Annotated in this window: 15 protein-coding genes and 1 tRNA gene; 7 read left to right on the top strand and 9 right to left on the bottom strand. The window is 66.4% G+C overall.

What is annotated here, in order from left to right; translation table 11 throughout:
* The first annotated feature begins 18 nt into the window (after positions 1–18).
* Positions 19–414: a GtrA family protein gene (locus AC3WOB_RS29230; protein ID WP_013391462.1), complete on the top strand. Its 396-nt coding sequence runs from the start codon at positions 19–21 to the stop codon at positions 412–414.
* On the opposite strand, the gene AC3WOB_RS29225 is transcribed toward AC3WOB_RS29230, so the two are convergent.
* Entirely contained in the window at positions 374–1,951 is a 1,578-nt protein-coding gene (locus tag AC3WOB_RS29225) for a glycosyltransferase family 39 protein (RefSeq protein WP_492276956.1), read from the bottom strand. The genes AC3WOB_RS29230 and AC3WOB_RS29225 overlap by 41 nt on opposite strands.
* Position 1,952: 1 nt before the next feature.
* Positions 1,953–3,005, bottom strand: coding sequence for a glycosyltransferase family 2 protein (locus tag AC3WOB_RS29220; RefSeq protein WP_013391460.1), 1,053 nt, complete (start codon positions 3,003–3,005; stop codon positions 1,953–1,955).
* A 257-nt stretch (positions 3,006–3,262) separates the two neighbouring features.
* Here AC3WOB_RS29220 and AC3WOB_RS29215 point away from each other — a divergent pair, with 257 nt between their 5' ends.
* The 5 genes from AC3WOB_RS29215 to AC3WOB_RS29195 all read left to right on the top strand — a co-directional run bounded on the left by AC3WOB_RS29215 (position 3,263) and on the right by AC3WOB_RS29195 (position 7,436).
* Positions 3,263–3,760, top strand: coding sequence for a GNAT family N-acetyltransferase (locus AC3WOB_RS29215; protein ID WP_013391459.1), 498 nt, complete (start codon positions 3,263–3,265; stop codon positions 3,758–3,760).
* A 187-nt stretch (positions 3,761–3,947) separates the two neighbouring features.
* Positions 3,948–5,156: a sodium/glutamate symporter gene (gene gltS, locus AC3WOB_RS29210; RefSeq protein ID WP_013391458.1), complete on the top strand. Its 1,209-nt coding sequence runs from the start codon at positions 3,948–3,950 to the stop codon at positions 5,154–5,156.
* A complete protein-coding gene (locus AC3WOB_RS29205) occupies positions 5,153–6,658 on the top strand; it encodes a TAXI family TRAP transporter solute-binding subunit (protein WP_492276955.1) in 1,506 nt (501 codons plus the stop codon). Before gltS ends, AC3WOB_RS29205 begins: the two co-directional genes overlap by 4 nt.
* Before the next feature lie 42 nt (positions 6,659–6,700).
* Positions 6,701–6,967, top strand: coding sequence for a hypothetical protein (locus AC3WOB_RS29200; protein ID WP_207470912.1), 267 nt, complete (start codon positions 6,701–6,703; stop codon positions 6,965–6,967).
* 4 nt (positions 6,968–6,971) lie between these two features.
* The gene (locus AC3WOB_RS29195) at positions 6,972–7,436 is read left to right on the top strand and encodes a YaiI/YqxD family protein (protein ID WP_492276954.1); all 465 of its coding nucleotides are present in this window, start codon (positions 6,972–6,974) and stop codon (positions 7,434–7,436) included.
* A gap of 24 nt (positions 7,437–7,460) precedes the next feature.
* Here the strand turns inward: AC3WOB_RS29195 and AC3WOB_RS29190 are convergent, their stop codons facing one another.
* From AC3WOB_RS29190 to AC3WOB_RS29160, 7 genes are all read right to left on the bottom strand, one after another.
* The gene (locus AC3WOB_RS29190; protein ID WP_013391454.1) at positions 7,461–7,628 is read right to left on the bottom strand and encodes a hypothetical protein; all 168 of its coding nucleotides are present in this window, start codon (positions 7,626–7,628) and stop codon (positions 7,461–7,463) included.
* 334 nt (positions 7,629–7,962) lie between these two features.
* A tRNA-Val gene (locus AC3WOB_RS29185) sits at positions 7,963–8,037 on the bottom strand.
* Positions 8,038–8,096: 59 nt separating this feature from the next.
* Positions 8,097–8,819, bottom strand: coding sequence for a DNA polymerase III subunit epsilon (gene dnaQ / locus AC3WOB_RS29180; RefSeq protein ID WP_013391453.1), 723 nt, complete (start codon positions 8,817–8,819; stop codon positions 8,097–8,099).
* 3 nt (positions 8,820–8,822) lie between these two features.
* Positions 8,823–11,939, bottom strand: a complete 3,117-nt coding sequence (locus tag AC3WOB_RS29175; protein WP_492276953.1) for an efflux RND transporter permease subunit — start codon at positions 11,937–11,939, stop codon at positions 8,823–8,825.
* Between the two features lie 33 nt (positions 11,940–11,972).
* Complete coding sequence (locus AC3WOB_RS29170) at positions 11,973–13,061, bottom strand: efflux RND transporter periplasmic adaptor subunit (RefSeq protein ID WP_013391451.1); 1,089 nt, start codon at positions 13,059–13,061, stop codon at positions 11,973–11,975.
* A 180-nt stretch (positions 13,062–13,241) separates the two neighbouring features.
* Positions 13,242–13,703 carry a ribonuclease HI gene (rnhA, locus tag AC3WOB_RS29165; protein WP_207470934.1) on the bottom strand — a complete coding sequence of 154 codons (462 nt, stop codon included), beginning with the start codon at positions 13,701–13,703 and terminating at the stop codon, positions 13,242–13,244.
* Positions 13,704–13,761: 58 nt separating this feature from the next.
* The gene (locus tag AC3WOB_RS29160) at positions 13,762–14,535 is read right to left on the bottom strand and encodes a class I SAM-dependent methyltransferase (protein WP_492276952.1); all 774 of its coding nucleotides are present in this window, start codon (positions 14,533–14,535) and stop codon (positions 13,762–13,764) included.
* 20 nt (positions 14,536–14,555) lie between these two features.
* Between AC3WOB_RS29160 and gloB the strand changes: the two genes are divergently transcribed.
* Positions 14,556–15,377, top strand: coding sequence for a hydroxyacylglutathione hydrolase (gene gloB / locus AC3WOB_RS29155; RefSeq protein WP_492276951.1), 822 nt, complete (start codon positions 14,556–14,558; stop codon positions 15,375–15,377).
* The last annotated feature ends 2 nt before the right edge of the window (positions 15,378–15,379 follow it).

Below are 15,379 nucleotides of genomic sequence, written 5' to 3'. Positions count from 1 at the left end.
CCTTTCATCACAGCCTTCATGCGCGCCCTGCTGCAACAAGTAAGCACCTTCATTGCTGTCGGATGCGCCGCCGCAGCCACCCATTGGGCTGTCGCCGTGGGTTGCGTCGAACTCTTGCGCATGCCGCCCCTGGCCGCCAACCTGGTGGGGTGGCTGATCGCCTTCGCGGTTTCCTTCACCGGCCACTACCGGCTGACGTTCCGACATTCCAAAACTCCCTGGACGGTAGCAGCGCGCCGTTTCTTCTTTGTGTCAGCCATAGGCTTCCTCATCAACGAAGCCGCTTACGCCTGGCTGCTGCACAACACCGCCATCCGCTACGACATCCTGCTCGCGCTGATCCTGCTCGGGCTCGCCGTGGCGACCTTCATCGTCAGCCGGTTCTGGGCATTCCGCCACAAACCCGCTGCCTGAAGGCCGCGTCCACGTCGACGCGCCACATCACGTACTTCACGCTGCTGGCCACGGGCGCCAGCCCCTGCAGCGGCGGATAGACCGGGTTGTCCGCCGCGGTACCCCATACCCAGAAACGCGCGCCTTCCGCCGCCTGGCACAGACGCGCAGTGAACTCGGTGGGGCTTAGCAGCACCTCCGCGCCCGTCTCGGGATCGAACTGGGCGGCGTCGTACAGCTCCTTGCGCCAGTTGTCCCGCACCGGCACCTCGGGGTTGCGCCAGTCGTCCACCACCCACGCGGGCCGCGCGGCTCTGGCGTACAGCGCCAGATCGAAAGGATAGGTGTGCAGCGACACGAAGGTGTCTTCCGGCTGCGCCTGTTGGCGCACCACCTTGGCCAGGGGAGCGGCGCTGCCGCGCGCATTGTTGGCCGCAATGCCCACCGCGATGACGCAGATGCCAGCCGCCACGGCCGCGCTCAGACGCACCAGGCGCGTGGTGCCTTCAGCATCGGCGCGCCTGGCGCCCTGAATCACTTCCGCCAGCAGAAAGGCCAGCGGCGCCAGCGCCGGCAGGACATAGCCCACAAGCTTGGAGTTCGGCAGCGAAAAAAACACCACCACAACGGCAAACCACGCCAAGGCCAGACGCCGCAGGCTGCGCGTGGGGCCTTCCCAGAACGCCTTGCGCAGAATGCCGCCACCCCAAAGCGACCAGGGCAGGCTGAGCCCGACGATCACCGGCAAGTAAAACCAGAACGGCTGCGCATTGTTGAAGCCGCTGGCCGCGAAGCGCTGGAAATGCTGATAGACGAAAAAATAGTCGTAAAAACCGGGATAGCGCAGCTGCATCAGCACGAACCACGGCGCCGCCATGGCGATGAAGGCCAACAGCGCGGGCGGCCAGAACAGCGCGGCCAGGCCGCGCCAGCGCCGCTCCCACAGCAGCCAGATCAGCAGGATGGCGCCCGGCAACGCCAAGCCGATCAGGCCCTTGGCCAGTACCGCCAACGCCGCCAGCACCGCGGCGGCCACCGACATCGCGCGCCACGCTTGGCCTTGCTCGACGCGCAGCACCGCGTCCGCCGCGGCCAGCACGCATAGCGTGATCAGGCCGGCCACCAGCATGTCCAGATTCGCGAACTGCGCGCCCCCATAGAAAAACGGCATGGTGGCGAGGACCAGCACGGTCAGCGCGGCCGCCGCGCTATCGCGGTAGCGCCGCACGAAGCAGTACAGAGCCGCCAGGGCGCCCCACGCGGCCAGCCAGGAAGGAACTCGCGCCGCCCAGGGATGCACGCCGAAGATCGAGAAGGACAGCTCGGTCAGCCAGTAATAGAGCGGCGGCTTGTGGAAGTACGGCATGCCGTCCAACAAGGGCACCGCATGCGAGCCGCTGCGCAGCATGTCCCAGGCCACGCCAGCATAGCGCCCTTCGTCCGGCAGGGTCAGCGGCCTGAGCCAGGCCAGGAAGGCAAGCCACGCGCCTATCGCGAGCAGGAAGCGTCCCGCCGGCGGGGTCCAATCGGAACGCCGCCAGAAAGTGGTGGCGGACATGTCAGCTCAAACCCTGGCCCGGCCGGGAAGCCCGGCCCTGGCGGCGGCGCACGACAAACAGAGGCCGGCCCTTCACTTCGTCGAAGATCCGGGACACGTATTCGCCCACCACGCCCAGCGAAATCAGATTCACGCCGGCAAAGAACAGCACCGCCGTCACGATCGTCGTCCAGCCCGAGACCTCGTTGCCGAAGAACAGGTATTCGCCAACCAAGTAAGCCGCATAGGCCAGCGCCAGCATGGCGAAAGCCACGCCGACCAGACTGACCAGGCGTAACGGCCAGGTGGTGAAGGCGGTCAGGCCGTCCAGCGCCAGCCGGAAGAGGCGCATGCTGCCAAAACGGCTGTCGCCATGCATGCGCTCGTCGGGGGTATAGGTCAGGGCCTCGCCCTTGAAGCCGACCCAGGCGTACAGGCCCTTCATGAAACGGGTGCGTTCGGGCAAGGCAATCAAGGCGTTCACCACGCTGCGGTCCATCAGGCGGAAATCGCCGGCGTGCGCCGGCACGTCCACGCCGCGCGCGCCACTGAGCAATTTGTAGAACCAGCGCGCGCCAGCGCGCTTGGCCCAGGATTCATCGGCGCGGGTCTCGCGCACGGCGTAGACCATCTCGGCGCCAGCCGCCCAGCGCGCCAGCATCTGCTCGATCAGCGCGGGGGGGTGCTGCAGATCGGCGTCCAGGCAGATCACTGCATTGCCGGTGGCCGCTTCCAGGCCGGCGCTGATCGCGGCTTCCTTGCCGAAGTTGCGCGACAGTTGCACGTAGCGGAAGCCATCGTGCTCGGTCCATTCGGCCATCAGCGCTTCCGTGCCGTCGGTACTGCCGTCGTCGGCCACGATGATTTCCCAGCTGGTGCACAGCGCCTCCAGACGGTTGCGCAGCAACGGCAGCAGCACCCGCAGGTTCTCGCATTCATTTAGGCAGGGAATGACGCAGGTCACGCAGGTGTCGTACGGTACGCTGGCCTCGGCCGCCGGCCACACCGATTCCAGGGGAAACGATTTGGTCAAGACTTGCGGGACGATGGGTTCGGACCGGAACTGGATGTGCATGGCTCTAGACTCGGATTGCAGGACTATGGCGAGCAGTATGCGCAGCGGGTCGTTGAATTTTCATAAAATGCGCCGCAGCCCGATCAGCCGGTAATCCAGGGCAAATTCTAGGAGCCCGATCCCTGAAAACAATAAAGTCCGGTGAACCTGTGTCCCCAATTTGTGAAGGCCTGTAAAGCCGGGGACCGCGCGCGCATCGGTAAAATGCGCCCGAGTTCTTGTTTTCGCAGGTTGTCATGCAATATCGAGTCCGGCCCATGCGGGCCAGCGACGTGGACGCCATCCTGGCCCTCCAGACCCTGGCCTACCCCGGTTTCCTGCTGGAAAGCGCCGGTTTCTTCCAGAACCGCCTGACGCTCGCCCCCACGCACTGCTGGGTCGCGCAAGCTTCCGCCAATCTGGACGGATTGCTGGGCTATCTGATCTCCTATCCCTGGGACGCGGGACTGCCCCCTGCCCTGGACGTCACGCTGGCTGCGTTGCCGGCCGGTGCCGACCATTGGTTCCTGCACGACTGCGCCGTGGCGCCCTCGGCGCAAGGACTGGGCGTCGGCCAGGCGCTGCTGCGCGCCGCCGCGGCCAGCGCACACGAAGGCGGTTTGCGCCGGGCAAGCCTGGTGTCCCTGGAGTCCGCCGTGGGCTATTGGCAGCGCCACGGCTATCAGCCGGTCAGCGCAGACAGCGCCGACCTGGCCGAAAAACTGGCCGGCTATGGGCCGCGCGCGCAGTACATGTCGCGCGCGTTTCCGCTCTAGCCGCCCCGGCCGCGGCGGCCTCCCGCCACGGCCTCTCCGCCCGCCCGGCTCCGCGCCGCGCGCCGCTCCCCTGCCCCCATGTACACCGCCATCGCGGCGGACGTAACATAAGCCACAGTCCGTGTGAGGCGGCAGGGTTCAAACAGCCAGAAAGTTCACCGTGCCCTGACAGGGCGCAAAGGTACCTATGATCTCGCTTACGCCCGTTCAATCGCTGCTGGCATGCTGCCTCGTCCTGGTCATCGGACGCGTGCTCACCACCAGGATCGGCGTCCTCGCCCGCTACAGCATTCCCGACCCCATCGTGGGCGGTCTGCTGTTCGCCGTGCTGGCCTACCTGCTGTCCACCTGGGGCGGCGTTTCCGTCTCGCTGGAAACCAGCATCAAGCCGACCTTGCTGCTGCTGTTCTTCGGCAGCATCGGCCTGACCGCCAACCTCAAGCTGCTGGCCAAGGGCGGCCCCAGGCTGATCGCCTTCCTGCTGGCCCTGATCCCCTTCCTGGTGCTGCAGAACGCCGTGGGACTGGGCATGGCCTGGCTGCTGGACATGCATCCGCTGATGGGCCTGCTGGGCGGCACCATCACGCTGGTGGGCGGACACGGCACGGGCGCGGCCTATGCCACGCGCTTCGCCGACTTCAACAACATCCAGGACGTCATGGCGCTGGCGATGACCTCCGCCACCCTGGGGCTGGTGCTGGGCGGCGTGGTGGGCGGACCGGTGGCCGAATGGCTGATGCGGCGCCACAAGCTGGCCGGCAGCCTCGACCATGCGCCGGGCGACGGCCACGAGGCCCCGGACCTCATGGAAAACGCGCCTACCTCCACCGCGGGCTCCTACATCGTGTCGCTGACCGCCGCGCTGGTCTGCCTGGTGGTGGGCGGCTACCTGGCCGCGCTGGTCGAGGACGCCCCGGTCAGCCTGCCGAACTTCCTCTGGTGCCTGGCCACGGGCGTGCTGATCCGCAACGGCGGCGAACGGCTGGGCCTGAAGCTGGACGACCGCGCCACCGAGATCATCGGCACCATCTCCCTGTCGCTGTTCCTGGGCATGACCATGATGACGCTGGACCTGTCCAGCGTGGCGCGCCTGGCCGGCCCCCTGGCGATGATGCTGGTGGTGCAGACCCTGGTATGCGCGCTGTACGCCGCCTGGGTGGTGTTCCGCATGCTCAAGCGCGACTACGAAGCCGCCATCATGTCGGCTGCGTTCTGCGGCTTCGCGCTGGGCGCCACGGCCACTGCCATCGCCAACATGCAGGCACTGACGCGGCGCCATGGCCCGGCGCCGGAAGCGTTCATCGTCGTACCGGTCACCGGCGCCTTCCTGGTCGACATCCTCAACGTGATCGTGCTGACCTCGCTGATCTCCTTGCCGTTCGTGGGGGGTATGTGACCATGCTCAAACGCCTCATCATCCTGAGCCTCTGCCTGCTGCTGGCGGCCTGCGGCCGCGCGCCGGATACCGACGCCTTGCGCGCCGACGTCGAGCGCAGCCTGGCCACCGCCTATGGCACCGGCCTGTTCCGCATCGCCGAACTCAAGCGCATGGGATCGGCCTCGGACAACAGCGCCCCCGCGGGCGAAACCCGCCGCGTGGTCTATTACGACGTCGAACTGGACCTGGGACGCAACGTCACCCTGGGCGCCTGGGACCAGCCCGGCGCCGCCGCGCTGGTTACGCTGCTGGGAGCCGGTCCGCGCAGCATCAGCGGCGTGAAATCCGGCGGCAATCAGGCCGGCGACCGCATCGTCGCGCACGCCAGCGCGATCTACCGCAAGGACGGCGACACCTGGAAACTGGTGACCCCGGCCGGCTTCAAGGCAGCCGAGGCGCCCAACCTGGACACCGGCGCGCCGCCGCCCGTCACGCGCCAGTTGCTGGACACGCTGGACCAGATCACCCATTCGGTTTCCTATAGCGCCTCCAGCACCGCGCAGCACGTGGTGCAGCAGGAACTGGAGCGTTCGGTGGCGCGCATCAACGGCCGGCTGGCCCGCATGCAACAGGGCTACCCGCTGGCCGGCGGCCCGGACCGCGGCGAGTACGTGGCCTTCGCGCGCGCCCTGAGCGACGTGGCGCGCAAGCAGCAGATCCGCGTCTCGCCCCTGATCACTGGCGGCGGCGCCGAGAACATCGCGCTGCTGCGCAGCGGCGACGCCGTGGTCGGGCTGGCCCAGGCCGACACGGCGCGTCTCGCCTATGACGGCAAGGGGCCGTTCGCGGGCCAGGGTCCGTTCACCGGGCTGCGCGCCTTGGGCAGCCTGTATCCGGAACTGGTCCATATCGTGGTGCGCGACGATGCCGCCCTGCGCGGTGTGCGCGACCTCAAGGGCAAGACCATCGCCCTCGGGCCGGAAGGCTCGGCGGTGCGCGCCACGCTGGAAACAGTGCTGGCCGCCCACGGCCTGCAGGCCGGCCGCGACTACAAGGTGGCCGACACACCCTTCACCGAGTCCCTGCCGGCCTTGAACTCCGGCACGGTCGACGCCGCCGCCCAGGTCATCGGCGTGCCCGCAACGCCCCTGCGCGACGCGTTGACCCAGGCGCGCCTGAAACTGCTGCCGCTGGACCCCGCCGCCATCAAGACGCTGACCGCGGCCGAGGACAACGCGCTGATGCCGCTGGACATCGCCGCCGGCACCTACCCCAACCAGACCGAAGCAATCCCCACCGTGGGCATGGCGGCGCTGCTGCTCACCACCGCCGACCTGACTCGCGATGAAGCCCTGGTGATCGTGCGCGCGGTTTACGTGACCGGGCAGGACCTGCTGGCCGCAGGATCGGCCCAGGGCGCCCAGGTCGGCATAGCGACCGCCCGGCGCGGGCTGACCGTGCCGCTGCACGACGGCGCCCAGGAAGGGCTGGCCAAGCTGGAACAGGCCAAACCGCAATGAAGCCGGTTGCGCTTATGATTGCGCTCCCTACCAGGAATTCCCATGAATAAATTCGATCTGCAGAAAAACCAGGCCCTGAAGCTGGCCGGCCAACTCAAGCAAGCCGCCACGCCGGACCGCTTCGGCACCGCCTCGCAAGCGCCCGACCGCCGCGAGCAGCGCAAGCTGGACCAGGCCGCCGGCCTGGTGCCCTTCCCGCTGAAGCTGTCGCAGGCGCACGCCGACAAGCTGCGCGCCCTGGCGGCCGAACGCGGCGTGTCCACCAACGACATCGTCGCCGAAGTGCTGCAGAACGCACTGGACAAGTAAGCGCATGCACATCTGGGTCGATGCGGACGCCTGCCCCGCGGTCATCAAAGACATCCTGTTCCGCGCCGCCCAGCGCTGGCAGGTGCCGCTGACGCTGGTGGCCAACCAGATGCTTTACACCCCGCCCTCGCCGCTGATCCGCGCAGTGCAGGTACCGCGCGGCTTCGACGTCGCCGACGCCCACATCGCCGAACGCGCGGAGCCGGGCGACCTGGTCATCACCGGCGACATCCCGCTGGCCGCGGAGGTCCTGGAAAAAGGCGCGCTGGCGCTGAACCCGCGCGGCGAGCGCTATTCGCCGGAAACCATCCGGGAACGGCTGGCGCTGCGGGACATGATGGAAGAATTGCGGGCCAGCGGCGTAGACACCGGCGGCCCGGCATCGTTCAGCCAGGCCGACCGCAAGGCCTTCGCCAACCAGCTGGACAGCCTGCTGGCGCGCACCGCGCGCAACGCGCAGAAGGGCTGAGTCCCCGGCGGCCGCGACAGGCGGTCAATAGAAGGTGATGTAGGCCTTGTAGATAATCGTGCCCAGGGCCGTGATCAGGCCTACGCCCATCAGCCCCATGCCGAGATTGCGGTCGCGCAGCCCGAAGCCGATCAGCATGAGCGCCACGCCAGCGCCGATGATGATCAACATGGTAGTGGTGTGCTCGGACATGACCTTCTCCTGTTCGCCTACGCCTGGCCCCACGGGCCAAAGCCTTTGTTATCAATGATAGTCAGGCTCGCATGCGATGCGGCTCAATCGATGAGAGTCCGCTTGCGTCAAATCAATCTAAGCGTAATGAAAGGGACGGTTCCGCGCAATGGCTGGCGTCCCATATGCAAAGCACCCCGGGCCAAAGCACTTGGGCTTGAAGGCGGGCTCGATATGTTCGACGCGCACAAAACAAAAAAGCCAACCTCGCGGCTGGCTTTTTGCTTTGCGTCTTTTTAACCTTGGGACGCCGACAACGTTGGACCTGGGGCCTGCGTTGTCTTCCAAGGGTCTTTGGTGGGTAGTACTGGGTTCGAACCAGTGACCCCTGCCGTGTGAAGGCAGTGCTCTACCACTGAGCTAACCACCCCGAAAGAGGCGAAATATTAGCACGTTTTTTTGAACGTGTGCAAGTCGCCTCGAAAAACTTTAGACGGCCGCCACCGGCGCGTCGATCTTGCGCCAGGTGCACTCCCCGCCCACGGACTTGTCCAGGGCCGCGAGATAGGTTTCATGCTCGGCCAGTTCCGCTTCGCTGGCTTTGATCACGGGCAAGCCCGACGCGTCGAAGCGAGCCAGTTCGACACCGTTGCCGCCAGCGCTGGCGCCATCGTCCACGTCGATCAGCAGCGCGTCCTGGCCGCGGGTCATGGCCAGCCAGACTTCCGCCAACAGCTGCGAGTCCAGCAATGCGCCGTGCAGCGTGCGGTGGGCGTTGGAGATACCGAAACGGTCGCACAGCGCGTCCAGCGAATTCCGCTTGCCCGGGAACAGCGAGCGCGCGTGCAACAGCGAATCGGTGACCGTCTCGCAGTAGTCGGTGACCGGGCCGCGCCCGGTCTTGGCGAGTTCGGCGTTGAAGAACTTGACGTCGAATGCCGCGTTGTGCGCGATCAGCTCGGCGCCCTGGATGAACTTGACGAACTCGTCCGCGACATCGGCGAAGCGCGGCTTGTCGGACAGGAACTCCGTGGTCAGGCCGTGCACCGCCAAAGCCTCGGGGTCGCTGTCGCGGTCCGGGTTCAGGTAGATGTGCAGGTTGTTGCCGGTGCTCATCCGGTTGACCATTTCCACGCAGCCGATCTCGACGATGCGATGGCCCTGGGCAGGGTCCAGTCCGGTGGTTTCAGTGTCAAAGATGATCTGGCGCATAACTTATTCCGACGCTTGGGCAGGCGATGCAGGCTGCGCGTGCGGCGCCGGAGCGGGGTCCGGATGATGCGCTGCGCTGCCGGCCTGGCCGGGTTTCTTGCGTGCGGTGGCGATCAAGGTATAGGCCACCGGCACGACGAACAAGGTCAGTAGTGTACCCAGCATCAGCCCGCCCACCAGAACCCAGCCGATCTGCTGGCGCGATTCCGCCCCAGCGCCCGTGGACAGCGCCAGCGGCACGGTGCCCAGCACCATGGCGCCGGTCGTCATCAGAATGGGGCGCAGGCGCAGCACGCTGGCCTCGACCACGGCCTCGAACAATTCCTTGCCCTCGTCGCGCAGCTGGTTGGTGAATTCGACGATCAGGATGCCGTGCTTGGTGATCAGCCCCACCAGCGTGATCAGGCCGATCTGGCTGTAGATGGACAAGGTGCCGCCGGTCAGCCACAGCGCCAGCAGCGCGCCGGTCATGGACAGCGGCACCGACAGCATGATGATGAAGGGATTGCGCCAGCTTTCGAACTGCGCGGCCAGCACCAGGTAGATGAAGGCCAGCGCCATGGCGAACACCAGATAGATGCTGCCGGAGGAATCGCGGAACTCGCGCGACTGGCCGTCCAGGTCGGTCACGATGGTGTTGGGCAACACGTCGCGCGCCACCTGGTGCATGTGCGCCAGGACTTCGCCCAAGGCGTAGCCCGGCGCCACCGCGCCGTCGATCTTCACGGCGCGCAAACGGTTGAAGTGGTTCAGCGACTGCGGCGACACGCCTTCGTGCACGCCCAGCAGGTTGTCCAGCTGCACCATGCTGCCGTCGCGCGCCCGGACATAGATGCCGGAGATGTCGGTGGGATTGGCGCGGTCGCGCGGCGTCACCTGCACGATCACGTCGTACTGTTCGCCTTCGTCCTTGTAGCGGGTGACCTGGCGGCCGCCCAGCATCGATTCCAGGGTGCGGCCCACGGTGTCCACGTTGGCGCCCACGTCGGCCATCTTGTCGCGGTCCACCCGCACCCGCAGCTCGGGCGTGTTCAAGCGCAGGTCGGTGTCCAGATTGATCAAGCCGGGATACTTGCGCAGTTCGGCCAGGAAGACTTCGGTCAGGCGCGACAGCTCCGCGTACGACGCCTGGCTCATGATGATGAACTCAACCGGCTTGGAGCGCGCCGACTGGCCCAGCGACGGCGGATTGGTGGGAAACGCCCGCACCCCGGGCAGCGAGGCGAACTGCGGCTGCAACTGCTGCGTGATGGCCTGCTGCTTGCGGCTGCGTTCTTCCCAGGGCTTCAGGCGCAGGATGGCGGTGCCGTCCGTCACCGTGGGGAAGCCCACAGTCACCTGGCTGCCGCTGGCCTCCGGAATCTCGGAATAGAACTTCTCGATGCCCAGCATGCTTTCCAGCGTGTAGTTCAGCGTGGCGCCTTCCGGCGAGCTGACGATGCCGAACACCACGCCGCGGTCCTCGATGGGCGCCAGCTCGCTCTTGACCACCTTGAACAGCACCCCGCTCGCGGCCGCCACCGCCACGCCTATCACAACCACCAGCCAGCGATGGCGCAGGGAGGCCCCAAGCGCGCGCCGGTAGCCGTTGCTCATGGCATTGAGCCAGCCTTCGATCATGTTGTACCAGCGGCTGTGGCTGCTCTGGTGGCGCAGCAGCACCGAGCACATCATGGGCGTAAGCGTCAGCGCCACGAAGCCCGACACCAGCACCGCGCCGGCCAGCGCCAGCGCGAACTCGATGAACAGCCGTCCGGTGCGGCCGGTGGCGAAGGCCAGCGGCGCGTACACGGTGACCAGGGTCATGGTCATCGCGACCACCGCGAAGCCGATCTCGCGCGAACCGCGCAACGCGGCCTCCTTGCGCGGCATGCCCTCTTCGATGTGGCGGAAGATATTTTCCAGCACCACGATCGCGTCGTCCACCACCAGGCCGATGGCCAGCACCATGGCCAGCAGGGTCAGCGTGTTGATGGAAAAACCGAACAGATACATCAGTGCACAGGCGCCCACCAGCGACACCGGAATGGTGACGATGGGGATGATGCTGGCGCGCAGGTTGCGCAGGAAAAAGAAAATCACCAGCACCACCAGGACGATGGCTTCGCCGATGGTGTGGAACACGGAATCGATGGAGCGCTCGATGAACACCGACGAGTCGTACGCGATGTTCAGCTTCATGCCGGCCGGCAGGTTCTCGTTGAGGCGCGCCACTTCCTCGCGCGCGGCCTTGGACAGTTCCAGCGGGTTGGCGGTGGATTGGCGCGTCACGCCGATGTTGATGGCGGGCTTGCCGTTGAACCGCGACAGCACGCGGTCGCTGGCGGCGGCGATCTCCACATTGGCCACGTCGCGCATGCGGACCGGGTAGCCTTTGACATTGGCGACAATCACGTTCTCGAACTGCGCCGGCGTCTGCAGATCGGTGGACGACACCACCGAGAACTCGCGGGCGCGCGATTCGATGCGGCCGGCTGGAATCTCCACGTTCTGGCTGCGCAGCGCGGCCTCCACGTCCTGCACGGTCAGACCGTAGGCGGCGAGCTTGTCGCGGTCCACGTAGATGCGCATGGACGGCAGGCGTTCGCCGAAGACGCGCACCTCGGCTGCGCCGGGCAGCACCGACAGGCGGGTCTTGATGTAGCGGTTGATGTAGTCCGAGGTCTGGATCGCGGAATACGTACCGGACTCGACCGCGATGTAGATGATGGGCTGGGAGTCCGCCTCGACCTTGCCGATGATGGGTTCATCGATCTCGTCGGGCAGGAAGCGGCGCGCGCGCGAGACCTTGTCGCGGACTTCCGCGGCTGCGGCGTCCGGATTGCGCGACAGATTGAACTTGATGTTGATGAGGCTGCGTTCCGAGCGGCTGCGCGAGGTCATCACGTCCACGCCCTCGATGCCGGCCAGCTGGTCTTCCAGCGGCTTGGTCACCTGCGACTCGATCACCTCGGGCGAGGCGCCCTTGTAGGTGGTGTCCACCGAAACGATGGGCTCATCGATCTTTGGGTACTCGCGCACGGTCAGGCGCGAATACGAAATCAGGCCGATCAGCACGATGATCAGCGACAGGACCGATGCGAACACCGGCCGCTTGATGCAGGTTTCCGAGATACGCATTGCGCTACCGCCAGATAGGGAAAAAAGCCGGCGTCACGCGCCGTTGGCCAGAACGGTCACCGCGGCGCCGTCCGTCACCCGTTGCAGGCCCGACACCACCAGCTGGTCGCCCGCCGCCACCCCGGTCAGGATCTCGACGCGGCCCTCGCGGCGCTCGCCGATGGTGACCTCGCGCCGCTCGGCCGCGCCGTTCTTGACCCGGTAGACATACTGCGTCGCGCCCGAGGGCGACAACGCGGCTTCCGGCGCGACCAGCGCCTTGTCCTGATTGAACTGCAACTGCACGCGGGCGAACATGCCCGGGCGCAGCACCGCATCCTTGTTGGCGACCGTGGCGCGCAGCAGGATGGAACGTCCACCCGCATCGACCAGCGGGCTGACCGCGTAAACCGTACCCGGCCGCTCCTGGCCGGGCAGCGCATCCATGCGCAGCGTCAACTGCTGGCCCACGCCCACCTTGCTCAGATACATTTCGGGAACGCGGAAGTCCACCTTGAGCGGATCGATCGCCTCCAGGGGGGCCAGGTCCTGGCCCTGATTGACGTAGTCGCCCACCGACACGCTGCGCAAGCCCACGATGCCGCCGAACGGCGCCGAGATCGTCATCTTGTCCAGCCGCGCCTGCGCCAGCGCCACGGCGGCTTCCTGCACCTTCAGCGTGCTGGCGGACTCGTCGCGCGCCTGCTGACTGACGAAGCCCTTGCCCTGCAACTCCACGGAGCGCCGGTAGTGGCTTTGCGCCAGCGTCAGATTGGCGCGCGCCTGGGCCAATTCCGCGCGCGGCACGGAATCGTCCAGGCGGATCAGCACGTCACCGCGCTTGACCGGCTGGCCTTCCTTGAAATCGATGGACTGGATGCGGCCGGCCACTTCCGGGCGCAGCACCACGGATTCGTCGGAGCGCAGGCTGCCCACGGCCGAGATGCCGCGCGCGAAAGGAATCTCTTCGACGGCGGCCACTTCGACTCGGACGGGCGCGGCGCGCGTGACCAGGGGCGCTTCGACGGCGCCGGGTGGTGGACTGACGGTTCCGAAGGCGAGCCAGCGCGGCACAAAAACGCCGAGCGCGGCCCCCGCGGCCACCCCTGCCGCTACGGCGGCGAGCAGTACTGCTTTTTTCATGCGCAAATGTGGCGGTATTGCGGCGCGGGCCAGGCATGCCCCCACGCGGACTGCGCCGCAGGAACTGGAATGAGGGTTGGCACTTTAGCACCCGGATTTACATACTGGAACAATCCTGAAGCCGGATGAAAGAACTAAATCCGCCCCTGAGGGCGGATTTGAGGGTATTTCCCGATGCCATCAGCCCCGCTTGGCCGATTCCACGCCCATATTGGCCAATTGGTCGGCCCGTTCGTTGCCCGGATCGCCGGCGTGTCCGCGGACCCAGCGCCAGGACACCGTGTGGCGTTGCACCTGTTCGTCCAGCAATTGCCACAGCTCGACGTTCTTGACCGGCTTCTTGTCGGCCGTCATCCAGCCGCGCCGCTTCCAGTTGGCCAGCCACTCGGTCATGCCCTTCATCACATATTGGGAGTCCGTGTGGATGATGACCGTGCACGGGCGCTTGAGCGCGCGCAGGCCCTGGATGACCGCCAGCAGTTCCATCCGGTTATTGGTGGTCTGGAGTTCGCCGCCATGTAGCGTCTTTTCGTGGCCCCCGGCGCGCATCAGCACACCCCAGCCGCCCGGACCGGGATTGCCCTTGCAGGCGCCGTCGGTCCACATTTCCACTTTCTGCTCGTTCGCTTTGTCGTCCTGCATGGTGCTGCCTGGTATTCCTTGCTAAAAAAATCGGCTCCGCGGCGCGGAGCCATGTCCTTCAGGAGCCGTCGTCCGCCTGGCGGTTGACCACCACCGACGCAGCGCGGGCACGCTTGGGCTTGGCCTTCTTCCAGGCTGGGCCAATGATACGCATGCCGGCCACCCGCTTGACCGCCGACACCACGTAGACCGCGCCGCCCAGGCTCCACCAGCGGGCGCCCGCCGACTCCAGGAAGGACCAGCGCTGCAGCCATTTTTCGCTGCGGCAGGCCGGCGCGTAGCAGCCGAAGTGGCTGGCGTCGACCTCCAGCGACAGCAGCTTGAACCAGTCCTTCAACCGCGGCAAGGACACCTGGGACGACGGCGGCTGAGGCAGCCAGGGCTCCATGCCGGGCATGCGCGTGCGCGCGCCCCACATGCTCCAGGGGTTGAAGCCCGAGATCACGACCCGCCCTTCCGGCACCAGCACGCGTTCGACCTCGCGCAGCACGTTGTGGGGTTCTTCGGCGCATTCGAAGGCGTGCGGCAGGATCAGCAGGTCCACGCTCTGGGATTCGAACGGCAGGGCCTCGGGCTCGGCCAGCACCACCCGCGACTGCCAGCTGGCCGCGCTTTCGGCGGACGGAGTCTCGGTACCCACGTAACCTTTGAAGGGCATACGGTTGGCGCGCAGCAGATTCATGTCCGCCAGGCCGACCTGCCAGGCGTAATATCCGAACACGTCCGCGACAGCCGCGTCGAACTGCGCCCGCTCCCAGGCCAGGGCGTACTGTCCCGGCGGCGTCTGGAACCATTCGGCCAGTTCTACAATCGGCGGAGTATCTTCTGCCACGTTTTATTCCTTCGAATCCCATGCAAGCCATGACCGCCCCCACAGGCGGCCGCGATCGCAACGCCGCGGTCTTGCCTCTACCCGCCTTCAACGACAACTACATCTGGACCATCGTCCACGGCGGCGAAGCCGCCGTGGTGGATCCCGGCGATGCCGGCCCGGTGCTGCAATGGCTGGACCGGACGGGCTTAAGACTGCGCGCCATTCTACTCACGCACCATCACGGCGACCACGTGGGAGGTGTTCCGGAATTGTCCCGCATCGAGGGCATCACCGTATACGGGCCCGCGCATGAACAGCTGCCGCGCTGCGACGTGCGCCTGGCGGAAGGCGACCGCGTGGCGATCCCGGAACTGGACCTGGATCTGACCGTGCTGGACGTGCCCGGGCACACTGCCGGCCACATCGCGTACTACGGCCGGGCAGCCGGCCAGCAGCCGGTTCTGTTCTGTGGCGACACCCTGTTTGCGGGGGGCTGCGGCCGTCTTTTCGAAGGCACTCCGGCGCAAATGCATGATTCTTTAGGGAAATTTTCTGTTTTACCGCCAGATACACAGGTTTTTTGCGCACACGAGTACACTCTAGCGAACTTGCGCTGGGCCTTGGCAGTCGATCCGGCCAACCGCAGCCTGCAACAGTGGCACCAGCAGGCCCAGCAATTACGAGCAGAAGGTCTTCCCACGCTTCCGTCCACGATCGGACAGGAACGCGCGGCCAATCCGTTTTTGCGCACGCAAGAAGTTGAGGTCGTCCACGCCGCAGAGCGCTGGGCCGGCCACAGCCACGCTACGCCGGTAGAGGTTTTTGCCTCCCTTCGTAAATGGAAGAACGATTTCAAGTGACA

Source organism: Achromobacter sp. FW305-C-30-7 (assembly GCF_058783105.1).
Note: the sequence above shows the minus strand (reverse complement) of the source record. Positions and strands in the feature narration are given on the sequence as shown.

Excerpts from the sequence above, each read along its gene's own strand:
- AC3WOB_RS29230 (WP_013391462.1), top strand. The coding sequence starts at position 19 with ATGCGCGCCCTGCTGCAACAAGTAAGCACCTTCATTGCTGTCGGATGC.
- AC3WOB_RS29175 (WP_492276953.1), bottom strand. The coding sequence starts at position 11,939 with ATGCGTATCTCGGAAACCTGCATCAAGCGGCCGGTGTTCGCATCGGTC.
- AC3WOB_RS29220 (WP_013391460.1), bottom strand. The coding sequence starts at position 3,005 with ATGCACATCCAGTTCCGGTCCGAACCCATCGTCCCGCAAGTCTTGACC.
- AC3WOB_RS29200 (WP_207470912.1), top strand. The coding sequence starts at position 6,701 with ATGAATAAATTCGATCTGCAGAAAAACCAGGCCCTGAAGCTGGCCGGC.
- gloB (WP_492276951.1), top strand. The coding sequence starts at position 14,556 with ATGCAAGCCATGACCGCCCCCACAGGCGGCCGCGATCGCAACGCCGCG.
- gltS (WP_013391458.1), top strand. The coding sequence starts at position 3,948 with ATGATCTCGCTTACGCCCGTTCAATCGCTGCTGGCATGCTGCCTCGTC.
- AC3WOB_RS29215 (WP_013391459.1), top strand. The coding sequence starts at position 3,263 with ATGCGGGCCAGCGACGTGGACGCCATCCTGGCCCTCCAGACCCTGGCC.
- rnhA (WP_207470934.1), bottom strand. The coding sequence starts at position 13,703 with ATGCAGGACGACAAAGCGAACGAGCAGAAAGTGGAAATGTGGACCGAC.
- AC3WOB_RS29170 (WP_013391451.1), bottom strand. The coding sequence starts at position 13,061 with ATGAAAAAAGCAGTACTGCTCGCCGCCGTAGCGGCAGGGGTGGCCGCG.
- AC3WOB_RS29195 (WP_492276954.1), top strand. The coding sequence starts at position 6,972 with ATGCACATCTGGGTCGATGCGGACGCCTGCCCCGCGGTCATCAAAGAC.
- AC3WOB_RS29225 (WP_492276956.1), bottom strand. The coding sequence starts at position 1,951 with ATGTCCGCCACCACTTTCTGGCGGCGTTCCGATTGGACCCCGCCGGCG.
- AC3WOB_RS29190 (WP_013391454.1), bottom strand. The coding sequence starts at position 7,628 with ATGTCCGAGCACACCACTACCATGTTGATCATCATCGGCGCTGGCGTG.
- dnaQ (WP_013391453.1), bottom strand. The coding sequence starts at position 8,819 with ATGCGCCAGATCATCTTTGACACTGAAACCACCGGACTGGACCCTGCC.